Here is a 15,477-nt window from a genome sequence, read left to right on the forward strand (position 1 = left end):
CGCCGGTCGCGCACGGCACGCCGCATCATGCCGCCCGCTGATGTTCCAGCCACGCCTGGAACATCAGCACCGTCCACAGCTGGTGCTGCCAGTTCATCCGGCCCGTCTGGTGCTGGCGCCACAGCCGCTCCACCGCCGCCGCATCGAAGAAGCCTTCCTCGCGCAGGCGCGACGGCCGCAGCAGCGCGTCGGCCCAGTCGCGCAGCGCGCCGCGCAGCCAGTGGTCGACGGGCGCGCAGAAGCCCTGCTTCGGCCGGTCGATCAGCGCGGACGGCACGTACCGGTCGAGCAGCTGGCGCAGCAGCGCCTTCGACTGCCCTTCCGGCAAGCGCACCGACGCCGGCACGCGCCACGCGAATTCGACGACGTGATGATCGAGGAACGGCATGCGCGTTTCGAGGCTCACGGCCATCGCCGCGCGATCGACCTTCGCGAGGATGTCGGTCGGCAGGTACGTGAGCGTGTCGATCGCCATCGCCTGCTCGGCGAAGCTCAGGTGCGCGGGCCACGCGGACACCGTGTCGAGCGGCGTCGGCGGCTCCTGCCCCGCCAGCGCGATGCGCTCCGGGTGATGCACGGACGACATCAGCAGCCGGTACAGCCCGATGCGGCTCTCGGCGGTCATCACATGGCCGAGCTTGTGCAGGCGATCGCCGATGCGCGACGACGATTCGCGCGCTTCCACGCCGCCGCCGAACGCCCCCTGCGCGACGGCCGCGAGCTGGTCCGCGTGATCGGGCCGCAACGCATGCAGCGCGGCGGCGATCCGCGCGCGCACCGCGGCCGGCACGCGATGCAGCTTGCGCCACAGGCGCGGCGTCAGGAAATAGCGCGTATAGCCGCCGAACAGTTCGTCGCCGCCGTCGCCGGACAGGCTCACCTTCACGTGCCGGCGCGTCAGTTCGGAGACGAGAAAGGTCGGGATCTGCGACGCATCGGAAAACGGCTCGTCGTAGATCGACGGCAGCTTCGGCACGACGCCGAGCGCATGGTCGGCCGTCACGTAAAGCTCGGTATGGCGCGTGCCGAGATGGCGCGCGACCGCCTTCGCGTAACCGGCTTCGTCGTAGCCGGCCTCGTGAAAGCCGATCGTAAACGTGTCGACCGGCGACGCCGATTGCGCCTGCATCAGCGCGACGATCGCCGACGAATCGATGCCGCCCGACAGGAATGCGCCGAGCGGCACGTCGGCTTCCATCTGCCGCGCGACGGCCTGGCGCAGGATCGTGTCCAGCTGATCGACGGCTTCGCCGGCGCTGCCCTCGAACGGCTGCGCGCGGCCCGCCTCGATCGCCTGCTCCAGCGTCCAGTACGCCCGCACGCGTGGCGTGTCGCGCGCATGTTCGAACTGGATATACGTGCCGGGCGGCAGCTTGCGGATGCCGCGATAGATCGTGTAAGGCGCGGGCACGCTCGACTGGCGCAGGTACAGGCACAGCGCGTCGCGGTCGATCGTGCCGTCGAAGCCCGGATAGCCGCGCAGCGCCTTCAGCTCGGACGCGAACACGAGCGCGTCGCCGATCCGGCCGTAGTAGAGCGGCTTCTCGCCGATCCGGTCGCGCGCGAGCGTCAGCACCCGCGACGCGCGATTCCACAGCGCGAACGCGAACATGCCGGTCGCGCGGCGCAACGTGGCCTCGACGCCCCACGCGACGATCGCCGCGATCAAAACCTCGCTGTCGGAGTGGCCGCGCCACGCGGGTGCGCGCCCCGTGCGCTCGAGCTCCGCGCGCAGTTCGCGATGGTTATAGATTTCGCCGTTGAAGACGAGGACGTAGCGGCCGCACGCGGAAGCCATCGGCTGTCGGCCGTGCACCGACAGGTCGACGATCGCGAGCCGCCGGTGGCCGAGCGCGATGCCGGCATCCGGGTCGACCCAGATGCCCTGCCCGTCCGGCCCGCGATGCGCGAGGCTCGCCGTCATTCGCGCGAGCGTGCCGCGCGCTGTCTCCTCATCGAAGGCGACGCTATTCAGAAAGCCGTCGATTCCGCACATTGATTTGTCTGCCCCTGTTGACCTGTTCCGTCACGCACCGCGCACCTCGCGGCCCGCCGTCGGGCATGACGGTCGAGCCATATTACGAAGAAATAAATCAGCAATAATTCACCAGTGAATGCGGGCATCATCCGGAAAAAAATGGACGTCAAGTTGCGCGTGCAGATGGCCGCATGACGGGGCCATATCGAATCCGGCGGGCCGGCAAGGCAGGAAAAAGGGGGCGCATGCCGTCATGACGCCACCGCATCACGCCGCGTCACACGGCGCCGGTCGCCCATTTCAGCAACTGCGCGACCTCGCGGAAGTGCTGCGGCTGGATCGTGCCGTTCTCGGGCGTCGTCTCGTACAGCGCCTGCGCGAGCCCGACGTTCGCGAGCGTCGGGCGCAGCGCGTCGCGGGCCAGCCGCACGATCCGCTCGGCCGCGTCGCCCTCGCCGCGCGCGAGCACCCACGGCAGCGAGCCCATCCCGCCGTAATAGAGCGCGACCGCGACGCGCGGCGAATGGACGACCACCGACGCATAGCCGACCCGGTCGGGCAGCGACGCGAACTGCACTTCGCGCGCGAGCTGGCGGCGCTTCGCCTCGATGTGCGGATCGCCTTCGTCCTCCTTGTGCTCGCGCCGCACTTCGTCGATCGACATTTTCATCTTCTGGTTGAATTCGTGCCGCTGGTGCACGATGTCGATCAGCGCCATCACGATGTAGATCAGCGCGGCCCAGCCGAACAGCAGCATCAGCAGCTTCACGATCAGCGCAAGGATCGAGACCGGCCGCGTGAAGCCCGACTGTACGGACGGATCGAGCGACTCGACGATCAGCCAGCCGAGCGTCGCGACGAGCAGCGCCGTCTTCAGCAGCATCTTCGCGAGGTTGACGAGGTTGCGCAGCGACCACAGGTTCTTCATCCCCTCGGCCGGGTTGAGCCGCGACAGCTGCGGCACGAGGCGGCTCCACGCCATCACGCCGCCCACCTGCACGAAGCCCGCGAGCAGCCCCGCCAGCAGCCCGGCCGCGACGATCTGCGCGGACTGCGTCGCCCAGTCGCGCGCGGCGCCGTCGATCAGCACCGCGAGCCGCGCGGACGGATCGGCCGCGCCGACCGCGTCGAACACGAGCCGGAACAGCGCCTGCAATCGCCCGAACAGCGAACCGATGCCCACCGCGAGCGCCACGCACACGCCGACGAAGAACGCCGACGACACCGTTTCCGCGCTCTTCGGTACGTCGCCCTTCTCGCGCGCCTCGCGCAGGCGCTTCGCGGTCGGCTTCTGGTCTTTTTCGGCCATGTCGGCTCCGGCGCGCTCAGCCGCCGCCGTGCGCGGCGAACAGCGCGCGCAGCAGCGCCATCAGCCCGCTGTCGGGGCTCAGCAGCGAATGCAGCGACGCGTACACCACCGGCAGGAACAGGGCCATCATCAGCAGCGCGAGCGCGCTCTTCAGCGGCTGCGAGAACACGAAGATGTTGAGCTGCGGCACCGCGCGCCCGACCAGGCCGATGCCGAGTTCGACGAGCACCAGCACGATCGTCACCGGCGCGGCGAGCTTCACCATCCATTCGAAGATCGTGTCGGTCTGCCGCACGATGAAGGTTTGCAGCATCGACGAGAAATCGGGGCCGAGCGAGCCGATCGGCCACCATGCGTACGACTGCGCGAACAGTTGCACGAGCACCTGCAACCCGCCCGCCGTGACGAACAGCGCGATCGCGACGAAATTCAGGAATCCGGAAGTCGGGCCGCCCTCGTGCCCGCCCATCGGATCGAAGAACGCGGCGCTGCCGCTGCCGGTCTGGAAGTCGATCAGGTAGCCGACGCCCTGGATCGCGAACAGCACCGCGCTGAACGCGCCCGCGAGCAGCATGCCGACCACCGCCTCCTTCGCGACGAGCAGGCACCACATCAGGAACGGCAGCGCGGCCACCTGCGCGGCATCGATCGTCGGCGCGACGAACGCGGCGATCACGACCGCGATCCCGTTGCGCACGAGGCCCGTGATGATCTGCTCGTTGAACACCGGCACGACGAACATGATCGGCAGCAGGCGCGGCATCACGTAGAGCAGCGGCCGCAGCATGCCGGCGACGTCGTTGAAGCCCGCGGCCTGGTCTAGCATCGGCGCTCCGCGGCGGCGCTCGGGGCGGGATCGTCGGGCGAGGCGGACGGGTCGGTTTCAGCCGTGATGTCGGCACCGGTTTCCGCTTCGGTCATCGCCGCGTCGAACGCGGCCGCGGCCTCCGGCGGCGTGGACGCATGACCGGCCGCGTCGCCCGCGCCGGCCACCCAGGTGCCGCCCGTCGCGAAGCGCCGCACCGCGTAGCCGTCCGCGACTTCGTCGGCGTCGCGCTCGATCCGCGCGGCGCGCGCGTGCAGCGCCTTCTCGCCAGCCTTCTCCAGCTTGTCCTCGGCGGCCTTCGCCTTGCGTGCGGCGCGCTGCAGGTCGGCGAGCGTCGCCTCGTGGCCGCGATGCACGTGCGCGGCCTCGCTCACCGACGCGTTCGCGGTGCCGATATGCCGGTCGAACGTGCGCGTATCGGCCGCCGCGTCCTGCAATGCACGCGCTTCGCGCACGTCGTCGGCGAGCCGCGTCTGGATCGCCGCCTTCGCGGCGACCTGCTGCGCGAGCTGCGCCTGCGCGGCCGCCAGCGCGCGCCGGCTCTGCGCGGCGATGCCCTGCTGGCGCGCGGCCGCGACGCGCGCGATCTGGCTGCGCATCTCGCGCACGCGCTTCAGGCGGGCGAGCGTCGCGAGCACGAGACGATCGTCGGCTTCAGACATGATCGTTCGCCAGCTTCGTCAGTTTCGCGAGCAGCACGTCGAAACGCACGTCCTCGTCCGACGCCTGCGCGCAGAACGCGCCGATCGCATCGCGCGCACGCAGCGCGAGATCGCCGAGCCGGTCGCTGCCTTCGCGATACTCGCCGATCTGCACGAGCAGCTCGATTTCCTGGTACTTCGCGATCAGCTCGCGCACGCGCGCGGCCGCATGCTGATGCGCGCGGCTCGCGACGAGCGGCATCACGCGCGACAGGCTCGCGAGCACGTCGATAGCCGGATAGCGGTTCGCGAGCGCGATCTTGCGCGACAGCACGATATGGCCGTCGAGGATCGAGCGCACTTCCTCGGCGATCGGGTCCGATTCCTCGTCGCCTTCGACGAGCACCGTGTAGAGCGCGGTGATCGATCCGTGCGCGCCCTGCCCCGCGCGCTCGAGCAGGCGCGGCAGCACCGCGAACGTCGACGGCGGAAAGCTGCGCCGCGTCGGCGGCTCGCCGCTCGCCAAGCCGACCTCGCGCTGCGCGCGGGCGAAGCGCGTCAGCGAATCGACCAGCAGCAGCACGCGCTTGCCCGCATCGCGGAAGTGCTCCGCGATCGCGGTCGCGACCAGCGCGGATTTCACGCGCTCCATCGCGGGGCGGTCCGACGTCGACACGACGACGATCGAACGCGCGCGCACCTCCGGCGACAGGCTGTGCTCGATGAATTCGCGCACCTCGCGGCCGCGTTCGCCGACCAGTGCGATCACGTTCACGTCGGCCTGCGCGCCGCGCGCGATCATCCCGAGCAGCGTGCTCTTGCCGACGCCCGACGGCGCGAAGATGCCGACGCGCTGCCCGACGCCGAGCGTCATCAGGCCGTCGATCACGCGCACGCCGGTCGGAAACGGCGTGTCGATCATCTTGCGCGCGAGCGGGTTCGGCGGGTCCTGCTGCGTCGAGACCCACGCGGCGCCCGTCACCGGCCCGCGATCGTCGAGCGGCCGGCCGAGCCCGTCGAGCACGCGGCCGAACAGCCCTTCGCCCACCGGGAACACATGCTCGCGCCCGGACGGCACGACGGTCGTCTCCGGCGACAGCCCGGCCACGTCGCCAAGCGGCGTGAGCAGCGTCGTCTGTCGCGAGAAGCCGACCACCTCGGCAAGCAGCGTCGGCTGGTTCGGCGTGCGCAGCTCGCAGATCTCGCCGAGCCGCGCGCGGATGCCCGTCGCATTCAATATTTGCCCGACCGCGTGGTTGACGCGGCCCTGCACCGACACCGGCGAAAAGAACGCGAGCCCCGCGTCGAGTTCGCCGACGAGGCGGCCGCGATCGAACGGCGCACCGTCGTCGTCGCCGAACGATTGCGGATCGTCGAGCGGCGCGTTCATCGCGCGGCGCCCTTCAGTGCGTCGCGGCGGATCGCCTGGCGCAACGCGTCGATCTGCAGGTCGAGGCTCGCGTCGATGCGCCCGGACGGCGTCTCGACGGTGCACGCATGGCGTTCGAGCTGCGCGTCCTCGACGATGCGGATCTTCTGCCGGTTCGACTGCCCCGCGAACGCGCCGTCGAGCGCGTCGCGCATCTCGTCGGTGCGGCCGGGCGCGATGCGCACGATCAGGAACGCCTCGTCGCGCACGAGCGGCGCGATCCGCGCGAGCGCGGCCTCGTACAGCTTCTGCGTGCTCATCTCGCCGACGATCGCGCGCACGGCCTTCACGACGATGTCGGCCATCGCGTCCTTCATCGTCTCCATCGTGCGCGTGGCGGCGAGCGCCTGCGTGTATGCCTGCGCGGCCTGCTCGCGCTGCGCGCGGCGCATGCCTTCGTCGTAGCCGGCCGCCTGGCGCTTGTCGAATTCGCGCTGCGCGTCGGCGACGATGCGCGCGGCCTCTTCATGCGCGGTCGCGATCACCGCGGACGCGTCGAGCAGCGCCGCGTATTCGCGCTCCTTGAGCACCTTGCGCTCCGACAGCAGCTGCAGGTTGTCGCTCGTGATCAGAAAAGCCAGTCCCATGACGCAAGCCTCTCGGGAATCAGAAACAGGAACATCAGTTCGCCGAACTGGTCGCGCTGCGCGCGGTTCAGCCAGTACGGCGCCTCGTCGTCGATCGCGCGATTGAATTTCAGGCGCACGCGCCGCGCGACCGCGTCGCCGGCCACGCCGATGAAATCCGCGAGCAGCCGCCCGCCGCGCGCGCGAATCACGACCGGCAGCGCGGCGGGATCGGCGCGCCACGGTTCGAGCGTTTCCGCGAGCGCGCCGAATTCCGGCGCGCGTTCGAGCGCGAGTTCGAGCGCATCGCCGCCGAGCCGCGCCGCGACTTCCGCGCGGATGCGGCGCCCGGCCAGCGCGTCGCGCAGCCACGCGCGATGCAGCAGCAGCCCCGCATACGCGGCCAGTTGCTCGAGCGCCGCGCCCGGCAGCAGCGCGAGACGCGCGCACGGGTTCGCCACGTCGAAGTCGTGCCGGTCGGCCACGCCGTTCACGTCGAGCAGGTGCCGCGCGAGCAGCTTGCGGCCGGCCGCGCCGAACGCGTCCGGCGAACGGTAGCGCGCGGGCCAGTCGGCCGGCACGCGCGTCACGTGCAGATAGCGGTCGGGCCGCAGGTTGAAATCGCAGACGAGCGCATGGAACGCGGCAGCGCGCGCGGCCGGCGGCGGCGCAAGCGGGTGCAGCCACGGCAGCAGCGCCGCCTCGGACGCGGCGGCCGGCGACAGCGCGTGCGGATCGCTCATGCGCCGTCGCGCGCGCCGTCCGGCGTGCGCAGCCCGCCGCCTGCCTGCTGCGCGGCCGTACCGCCGGCGCTCGCGCCGCGCGGCGCGCCGACCAGGCCCGCGAGCCGCGCGCCGAACATCCCGCGTCGCGCGGCCGACAGCGCGATCACCGCGCAGGTCAGCAGGATCAGCGCGAACACGAGCCAGCCGAGCGGCGAGCGCAACCGCAGGATGTCGGACACCGCGCTGCCGATCCCGTCCACGCGCGCCGCGCGCGCGGCGGCCGGCTGCAGGAACAGCGACACGTTGTCGTACTGCAGCCCTTCGATGCTGTGCGCGACGAGATCCTTGACCATCGGCGCCATCGCGCGCAGGTCGACGCCCGGCCGGTAGCGGATGTACACCGCGGCCGACGACGGCTTGATCTTGTCCGCGAGCGGATCGTTTTCCGGAATCACGACCTGCACGCGCGCGACCACCACGCCCTCGATGTCCTGCAGCGTGCGCGACAGATCCTGCGACACGCCGTACAGGTAGCGCACGCGCTCCTCGGCCGGCGTCGACACGAGGCCCTGCTTCTGGAACAGCTCGCCGAGGCTCGCATAGCTCGGCTTCGGCAGCCCGTTCGCGTGCAGCACCGTGAGCGCCGCCTGCATGTCGCCGTCCGCGACGCTCACGAGCCATGCGTTGCGGTCCGACGTGTCGCGCGCGTCGTTGTCCTTCGACGCGCTGATGCCCGCGTCGCCGAGCACCGCGATCATCTGGTTCGCGTCGCGCTCCGACAGGCCCGAGTACAACTCCTTCTGGCACCCGGCCAACAGCACGAGCAGCCCCGCGAGCAGCGCGCGCGCCGCCCGGCTGCGCCACGCATGCGTGCGCGGCGTCGAATCGATCGTCGTCATCGTTTGTCCGCTTCAGTGCGCATGGGACCCTATGGTCCACACGCGCGCTTTCACTCCTGCGTCTTCAGCACCGTATGCGTGAAGCCGTTCGCCGCCTGCGCAACCGACAGGCTCAACTGGTATTCCGAAATCGTGGTGGTTGCCGTCCACTGGAAATCCATCGCCTTCACCATCGTCATCAGCGGGTCGCTGCGGCTGTCCGCCATCGACGTCAGCATCTCGTTGCGGTGCTTGTCGATGTTCGCGTACCGCGAATCGAGATCGTTGCCGTACGTGCGCAACCGCTCGACGAGCGACGACTGGTTCGCCTGCGCGGGCGTCATCTGCACGGCCGGCGCCGCATCCGCCGGCGCGCGCGCCATCGCGACGCCCGACGAAGACGGCGGAGCGGCCGCCGACGCGCCCGGCTGCATCAGCGCATCGAACTGGCGCACCTGCGCCGGATCGGACGCCGCGCCCGTTTGCTGCGCGGCACTCGCGAGCGCCGCCGCGCCCGGCGGCGCCGCGCCTACGCCTGTTACCGACATGATCGTGTCCTCCTTGACCGGCAAAGCCGGAAACGGGCCGGCCGGCACGCATCGACGCCCCACCGGGCGCCCGTCACGGGCGGCCCCGGCATGCGACGTCGCGCGGCTCGGCCGGCGACCGGCGTCACGCGCGGCCGGCGGAACTCAGGTGTTGCGCAACCTGGGCGTTCGCCGTCCCTTCCTGCGCGGTCACTGCGTTGCTGGTTTCGAACGTCGCAGTCGATTGCTGAACCTGGAAATTGATCTTGGTCAGTTCCAGCTGCGTCTTGGTCAGGTCGTCGGCCTGCTTCTGCACGTCGCCCGTATTCGTCACACCACCTGCTGCCGAGGTACCCATGCTTCGCTCCTTTACGTGAACCACACTCCACCTTCCGGCGGCGGCCCCATGCCCCGCCGGCGACGTGACGCGCCGCATGCGCGGCGTGTCGCGTAATGCGCGCATCGCGCGACGCGATGCGCAAATCCTGTCGCGACGCTAGTGCGTCGCGCCCTTCGATGCGCCGGCCGCCGCGACGGCCGGCGTCGCCGGCGCATCGGGCAGCAGCGTCGGCCCCGGCACCGGCTGCGCGACGCCCGCCGCCGCCCCGCTCGCGAGCGGCGCCACGGGCGGCGCCGGCGCCTGCTCGGGCGCATGCGCGGACGGGCCGCCGAGCGGCATCGTGATGCGTTGGCCGTTGCGCTCGAACACCACTTCGTCCGGGCCGATCGACACGACGGTCGCGCCCTCCTTCAGCCGTGCGCCTTCGAAATAGCGGCTGCCGTCGATCGTTTCGATGTAGCGCTGGTCGCCGTCGCCGGCGAACACGGTCGTGATCTCCGGAATGCCTGCCGTGCCGCCGAGCGTCGTCGCCGTGCGCGGCGCGGCCGCATCGGCGTCGCGCACGTGATCGACCACCTCGAGCGCCGGCCGGGCATCCTTCATGTAGTTGCGGATGCGCGGCTCGATCTGCGCACGCGCGGCCGTGCCCGTCAGCTCGATCCGGCCTCGCCCGAGATACGTGACCGTCAGTGCCGTATCGCTGAAATAGGTCTGCGCGGTCGCGACCAGATCGCTGACCACGTAGACGTTGCCGAGCGCCGCGTTGTCGACGCCCGCGACGATCTGCGCGACGCGTTCGCGCGCGGCCGGATCGCTCACGTAACCCGACACGATCACGCCGTCGTCGCGCGGCGCGACCGCCAGCTCCGGATACGCGTGCAGCAGCTGCTGCAGCCGGTGCGTGCGCGCGAGCACCGATTCGTGCTGCCACGGCAGGCGCCCCGACCATGCGACGAAGCCGTAGCCGAGCGCGCCGAGCAGCACGCCGACCCACAGCGCGACCAGCGCGATCACGAGCCGCCGGCTGCCCAGCCGCCGCAGCCCGCCCGTGAGCCAGCCGAGCCACGCGGCCTCGCGCGCGGTGTCCGGCGCATCGGTTTCGTCGGGCACCGCGACGCTCGCCTGCGCATGCCGCGCGATGCCGAGCCGGATCGAGCCGACCGTCACGACGTCGTTCGGCGTCAGCGAGCGGCGGCCGGCGCCGAGCGGCTCGTCGTTGAACAGCACCGGCGCGCCGGCGTCGCCGCCGTGGTTCTGCACGGTCACCGCGAGCGCGCCGACCTGCAGGCACACCTGTTTCGCGCCGATCTCGCGATCGGGCAGGATCACTTCGCAGTCGGCCGCCGTGCCGACCCAGTTCGCGCCGCGCGCGAGCGACATCGTGCGGCCGTACATCGGCCCGCTCAGGAAGCACAGATTCCACGGCGATGCGAGCGCGGCCGAGCCGGCCCCCGCGCTTCCCGCGCCGCCGGGCAATGCGCCGTCGCCGTGCGGATCAATGATGCTCGTCGACATGCGTGGCTACTCCTGCGGTCGTCGCCGCGGGCTGCGACGCCGCGCCCACGGGCGGCGGCGGCAACGCGGGCGGACCGAACTTCGTGCCGGGCAGCGGCTTCGGCGTCAGCGGCACCGCGACGTCGTTGTCCGGCGGACGATACATCGACAGCCCTTCGGGGTTCGCCGGACCGTCGACGCCCGGGTTCACGGGCGAGCCGTCCGGCGCATACATCGACGCGTTCGTCACGACGCGCGGCGTCAGCAGGTAGAACCGCTCCATGTGGTTGCCCGACTTGTCGGTGTACTTGAACAGGTTGCCGATCAGCGGAATGTCGGACAGCCAGGGCACGCCGCTCTTGTTCAGCCGCACCTCGTCGTCGTTGAAACCGGCGATCAGGAGGCTCTTGCCTTCGTCGATCATCGTCTTGGTGACGATGTTGCGCTGCTGGATCACCGGCACGTTCGACACGGCCTGCCCCGGCACGATGTTGCCGTCCTGGATGTCGATCGACATCATCACGCTCTGCGGGTTGCCGGACACGGCGGCCGCATTGCGGATCGCCTCGTCGACGATCATCGGCGTCACCTTGATGCTGGTGCCGGTGGTCACGCTGTACAGCGACGAATCCTGATAGCCCGGCACCTGCACGTAGAACTGCGTGAGGTTCTCGAGGATCGCCTCGGTGTTGTCGAGCGCGAGCACCTTCGGCTTCGATCGCAGTTGCGCCTGACCCTTTTGCGCGAGTGCGTTCACGCGCGTGAGCAGGTAGTTGCGCAGCGACCCGCCGATCGACGCGGTCAGCGCGATGCCGGTCGGCATGAACGCGCCCGTCTGCCCGGTTTCCGACGTGCCGATGCCGAACGTCAGCGGCGGATTGCCGGCGCCGTTGTACTGCGTGTTGCCGTTCAGCGCGTTCTGGCCGTTGCCGATCTGCACGTCGCCGTGCGTCGTGTGCAGGCGCCAGTCGATCCCGAGGCTGTCGAGCGAATCCTCGTTGATGTCGATGATCGTCACGTTGATCTCGACGATGCGCGGCCGCTCGTCGAGCTGGCCGATCAGCGACTGGTAGCGATACATGTTCTCCGGCAGGTCCCGCACGATCACCGCGTTGATCGCCGGATCGGCGACGATTTGCGGCAGCGTGTCGCCGCCGCCGTTGTTCGAGAACGGCGAGAACCCGCCGCCCATGGGGCCGTCCGCACCGCCATAGCCGCCCTGCCGCGGGCCGCCGGAGATGTCGGGGAAGTCGAGGCGCGGCACCGCGATCGTCAGCCCCGAGCCGAGCTTCACCTGGCGCGCGGCCTGCCCGAGCGGCGTGCTCGACGGCGCCGCGACCGTGTCGCCGGTCTTGCCGAACAGCCGGCGCAGGATCGTCGCGACGCCCGGCACCGTCACTTCCTTGCCCGAGCGGTTGATCGTGAAATCCGACGCCCAGCCGTATTTCAGCCGGAACGCGCGGATGTCCGCATGCGCGCCGTTCGCCGACGGATCGCCGACCGAGCCGATCGCCTGCCGCACGAGCTCGACGTAGCGGCGCGGGCCGGCCACGTACACGCTGTTCGCGCGATCGTTGATCACCAGCGTGTAGCGCTTGTCCGGAATCTGCATCGCCTGCAGCGCGCGGCCGATTTCGCCGGACGCGTTCGGCGGGATCGGGATCATCTGCGTTTGCGACTGGTCGGCCGGATCGACGTACAGGAACGAGCCGTCGTAGTACCACGTGAGCCCGTAGGTCGAGCAGATCGTGTCGAGCGTCTGCTGCGGCGTGCCGGAGAAGCGGCCGCTGATCACGCCGTCGACCTTCGGGTCGACCACCGCCGTCACGCCCTGCGACGACGCGAGCTCGCGGATGAAGTCGCCGATCTTCTTGCCGTTCGCGACGATCGTGAACGGCTTGTTGCGCCAGCGCAGGTCCGCGGCGCGCGCATGCTGCGCGGGCGCCATGCACAGCGACGCCGTGAGCAGCGCGGTCGCGCACACGGCAAGCGCGGCCCGTTGCAGGCTGCGCGGTTGAAACCGGATCGAGGCGACGCGTCGACGCATCAAAGGACTCCTGTGGAAGAAACGAACATGCGTTCCAGCGCCTGCTGCGCGAAGCGCAGCACTTCGCCGCCGAGCCAGCCCGACAGCAGCACGAGCGCGACCATCACGGCGATCAGCCGCACCGCGATGCCGATGTTGGCGTCCTGCACCTGCGTGACGGCCTGCAGGATCGCGACGACGAGACCGGTGACGGTCGCGATCAGCACGATCGGCAGCGACAGCAGCAGCACGAGCATCAGCGCCTGGCGCGTCAGGTCGAGGATCGTCGAGCTCGTCATTGCACGGCTCCCGGCGCGCGCACGTCGGCGCCCGCGCCGACCGTCCCGTCGTCCGGCGGGTTCTTCACCCAGCCGACCGTATGCAACTGCACGTCCTCCTCGACTTCCTGGTACGACAGCACCGCGAGTTCGGGCAGCACCGGCTGCAGGATCGTCTTCACGTAGCGGCGCGCGCCGAGCGCGACCATCACCGCGAGCCGCGCGGCGCCCGGCGCATTGCCGTGGCCGCCGGGGCCGGCCGCCTGCGCGGCCTGCACGATCGCGCGCACCTGCTCGCCGATGTCCTGCTTGACCGCGCTCGACAGCGCGAGGAAATTGCCCTGCTTCGTGCGCATCACCGCGCGCTCGATCCGCTCCTGCAGGTTCTGCTCGAACAGCACGACCCGCAGCTGGCGCGCCGTGCCCGCATGACGATCGGTGATCATCCGGCGCAGGTCGACGCGCACGAGTTCGACCAGCGCGATCACGTCGTCGGGCTCGTTCGGCGCCCACGTGATCAGGCTCTCGAAGATCACGCGCAAATTGCGGATCGGCACCTGTTCGGCGAGCAGCCGGCGCAGCACTTCGGTCACGCGCTGCAGCGGCACGAGCCGCGTCAGTTCGCCGACGAGCTCCGGGTGATCGCGGCGCACCAGATGCACGAGCGCCTGCGTCTCCTGGATGCCGAGCAATTCGTCGGCATGCTGGCGCACGATCTGCTCGACGTGCGCGGCCAGCGCGCTTTCGCTCGACAGCCACTTGCCGTCCGGCGCCGCGCCGTCCGGCTTGATCCACAGCGCGGTCGCGAACGGGCCGAACGCCTCGGCCGGCTGGCGCTCCGCGCGCTCGGGCAGCGGCGCGACGCCGTCCCACAGCAGCCAGCCCGGCTTCAGCGCGCCGTGCGCGGCGAGCACGTCCTGCAGGTAGATCCGGTACGTGCCGGCCGGCGCGCCCTCGTCGTCGTTCAGCGTGATGCGCGGAAACACCGTGCCGATGTCCGCGTCGACGCGCGCCTTCGCGCTCGACAGCGCCGCCTGCAGTTGCGCGAGGTTCAGGCCCGTGCGCAGGTCGTCGGACAGCGACACCGCGATCAGCGACGTGACGCCCGCCGCGTGCGACACCTTCGCGGGCTGGCCGTCGTCGGCCGCGCCGACGCGCCCCGCGACATGAATCAGGTTGAAGCTCGGCGCGGACGTCTTGCGCTTCAGTTGCGAGAACGCAAACGCGCCGAGGCCAAGCGCGATCAGCGCGAACGACCATTTCGGAAAACCGGGCACGACGAGAAAACCGGTCAGCACGAACGCCGCGATCAGCAGCGCGCGCGGATGCGCGCCCAGTTGCTCGCCGAGCTGTTCGCCGAGCTGGCGCTGCCGTGCATCGCGCGTCGCGACGCGCGTCGTCACGATGCCCGCCGCGATCGACACGAGCAGGGACGGAATCTGCGACGCCATCCCGTCGCCGACCGTCAGGATCGCGTAACGCTGCAGCGCCTCGCCGATGTCCATCCCGTGCATCAGCGTGCCGACCGCGATCCCCGCGACGATGTTGATGAACGCGATCACGAGGCCCGCGATCGCGTCGCCCTTCACGAACTTCATCGCGCCGTCCATCGCGCCGTGCATCTGCGATTCCTGCTCGAGCTTCTCGCGGCGCTCGCGCGCTTCGTCGGCGCTGATGATGCCCGCGCGCAGGTCGGCATCGATGCTCATCTGCTTGCCCGGCATCGCGTCGAGCGAGAAGCGCGCGCCGACTTCGGCCACCCGCTCCGACCCTTTCGCGATCACGATGAACTGCACGACCGCGATCACGAGGAACACCACGCCGCCCACCACCACGTTGTTGCCGACCACCAGCCGCCCGAACGCGTCGATCACGTGGCCGGCGTTCGCATGCAGCAGGATCAGCTTGCACGACGCGATGTTCAGCGCGAGCCGGAACAGCGTCGTAAACAGCAGCAACGCGGGGAACGACGAGAAGCTGACCGCCGACGGCACGTAGGTCGACACCGTCAGCAGCACGACGCTCGCCGCGAGATTCAGGGAGATCATCCCGTCGAGCGCGGTCTGCGGCAGCGGCAGGATGAACAGCGCGACGACCGCGACGATGAAGGTCGCGAGAAACAGGTCGGCGCGCGGCGACGCGCCCCCGAGGCGCCGTCCGGACACGCCGCGGCCGGCGGAAAACAACCGCTGCCAGTCGCGGGGGAGCGCCTTCGGTTCAGCCATCGTGCCGTTGTCCTGTCGTTATCGCCGGCTGGCACGGGCAACCCTTCCCCGTGCTGCGCGGACCGTTGAATGGGACGAGTGTAGCGACGGGAAACGGCGGAAAAAGAAGCGCGCCTCGTAGCGTGAAAGCGCGTTTTCGTCAGACGATCGAATCGGACTACGAAACCCGGCGGCAGGTTCGGGCACGCGCCGCCGGAACCGCTTCCATTGCGCGCAGGGGGCGCCGGCGCGTGTT

Annotated in this window: 14 protein-coding genes; all 14 read right to left on the minus strand. The window is 70.3% G+C overall.

Annotated elements, in window-relative coordinates:
- Nucleotides 1–25: 25 nt before the first annotated feature.
- Nucleotides 26–1,996, minus strand: a complete 1,971-nt coding sequence (gene asnB, locus CFB49_RS24770; RefSeq protein WP_089492575.1) for an asparagine synthase (glutamine-hydrolyzing) — start codon at nucleotides 1,994–1,996, stop codon at nucleotides 26–28.
- A 259-nt stretch (nucleotides 1,997–2,255) separates the two neighbouring features.
- Nucleotides 2,256–3,287, minus strand: a complete 1,032-nt coding sequence (locus tag CFB49_RS24775; RefSeq protein ID WP_089492576.1) for an EscU/YscU/HrcU family type III secretion system export apparatus switch protein — start codon at nucleotides 3,285–3,287, stop codon at nucleotides 2,256–2,258.
- A gap of 16 nt (nucleotides 3,288–3,303) precedes the next feature.
- Nucleotides 3,304–4,113, minus strand: a complete 810-nt coding sequence (gene sctT, locus CFB49_RS24780; protein WP_089492577.1) for a type III secretion system export apparatus subunit SctT — start codon at nucleotides 4,111–4,113, stop codon at nucleotides 3,304–3,306.
- Nucleotides 4,107–4,775: a hypothetical protein gene (locus CFB49_RS24785; RefSeq protein WP_089436815.1), complete on the minus strand. Its 669-nt coding sequence runs from the start codon at nucleotides 4,773–4,775 to the stop codon at nucleotides 4,107–4,109. Before CFB49_RS24785 ends, sctT begins: the two co-directional genes overlap by 7 nt.
- Nucleotides 4,768–6,144 (minus strand): type III secretion system ATPase SctN, encoded by a 1,377-nt coding sequence (gene sctN, locus CFB49_RS24790; protein ID WP_089492578.1) that lies wholly within the window; start codon nucleotides 6,142–6,144, stop codon nucleotides 4,768–4,770. Before sctN ends, CFB49_RS24785 begins: the two co-directional genes overlap by 8 nt.
- A complete protein-coding gene (gene sctL, locus CFB49_RS24795; RefSeq protein WP_027781117.1) occupies nucleotides 6,141–6,770 on the minus strand; it encodes a type III secretion system stator protein SctL in 630 nt (209 codons plus the stop codon). The genes sctN and sctL overlap by 4 nt, the downstream gene beginning before the upstream one ends.
- Nucleotides 6,752–7,492 carry a SctK family type III secretion system sorting platform protein gene (locus CFB49_RS24800; protein ID WP_069619390.1) on the minus strand — a complete coding sequence of 247 codons (741 nt, stop codon included), beginning with the start codon at nucleotides 7,490–7,492 and terminating at the stop codon, nucleotides 6,752–6,754. The genes sctL and CFB49_RS24800 overlap by 19 nt, the downstream gene beginning before the upstream one ends.
- The gene (gene sctJ, locus CFB49_RS24805) at nucleotides 7,489–8,373 is read right to left on the minus strand and encodes a type III secretion system inner membrane ring lipoprotein SctJ (RefSeq protein WP_089492579.1); all 885 of its coding nucleotides are present in this window, start codon (nucleotides 8,371–8,373) and stop codon (nucleotides 7,489–7,491) included. The genes CFB49_RS24800 and sctJ overlap by 4 nt, the downstream gene beginning before the upstream one ends.
- A gap of 50 nt (nucleotides 8,374–8,423) precedes the next feature.
- Nucleotides 8,424–8,900: a hypothetical protein gene (locus CFB49_RS24810; RefSeq protein ID WP_089492840.1), complete on the minus strand. Its 477-nt coding sequence runs from the start codon at nucleotides 8,898–8,900 to the stop codon at nucleotides 8,424–8,426.
- Nucleotides 8,901–9,024: 124 nt separating this feature from the next.
- Nucleotides 9,025–9,237 carry a hypothetical protein gene (locus CFB49_RS24815; RefSeq protein WP_006480857.1) on the minus strand — a complete coding sequence of 71 codons (213 nt, stop codon included), beginning with the start codon at nucleotides 9,235–9,237 and terminating at the stop codon, nucleotides 9,025–9,027.
- Between the two features lie 138 nt (nucleotides 9,238–9,375).
- Complete coding sequence (sctD, locus tag CFB49_RS24820; RefSeq protein ID WP_089492580.1) at nucleotides 9,376–10,734, minus strand: type III secretion system inner membrane ring subunit SctD; 1,359 nt, start codon at nucleotides 10,732–10,734, stop codon at nucleotides 9,376–9,378.
- A complete protein-coding gene (sctC, locus tag CFB49_RS24825; RefSeq protein ID WP_089492581.1) occupies nucleotides 10,715–12,760 on the minus strand; it encodes a type III secretion system outer membrane ring subunit SctC in 2,046 nt (681 codons plus the stop codon). Before sctC ends, sctD begins: the two co-directional genes overlap by 20 nt.
- A complete protein-coding gene (gene sctS, locus CFB49_RS24830; protein WP_006480854.1) occupies nucleotides 12,760–13,038 on the minus strand; it encodes a type III secretion system export apparatus subunit SctS in 279 nt (92 codons plus the stop codon). The genes sctC and sctS overlap by 1 nt, the downstream gene beginning before the upstream one ends.
- Complete coding sequence (sctV, locus tag CFB49_RS24835) at nucleotides 13,035–15,242, minus strand: type III secretion system export apparatus subunit SctV (RefSeq protein ID WP_069617277.1); 2,208 nt, start codon at nucleotides 15,240–15,242, stop codon at nucleotides 13,035–13,037. Before sctV ends, sctS begins: the two co-directional genes overlap by 4 nt.
- Between the last annotated feature and the right edge of the window lie 235 nt (nucleotides 15,243–15,477).

Source organism: Burkholderia sp. AU17457 (assembly GCF_002223255.1).
Lineage (GTDB): Bacteria > Pseudomonadota > Gammaproteobacteria > Burkholderiales > Burkholderiaceae > Burkholderia > Burkholderia sola.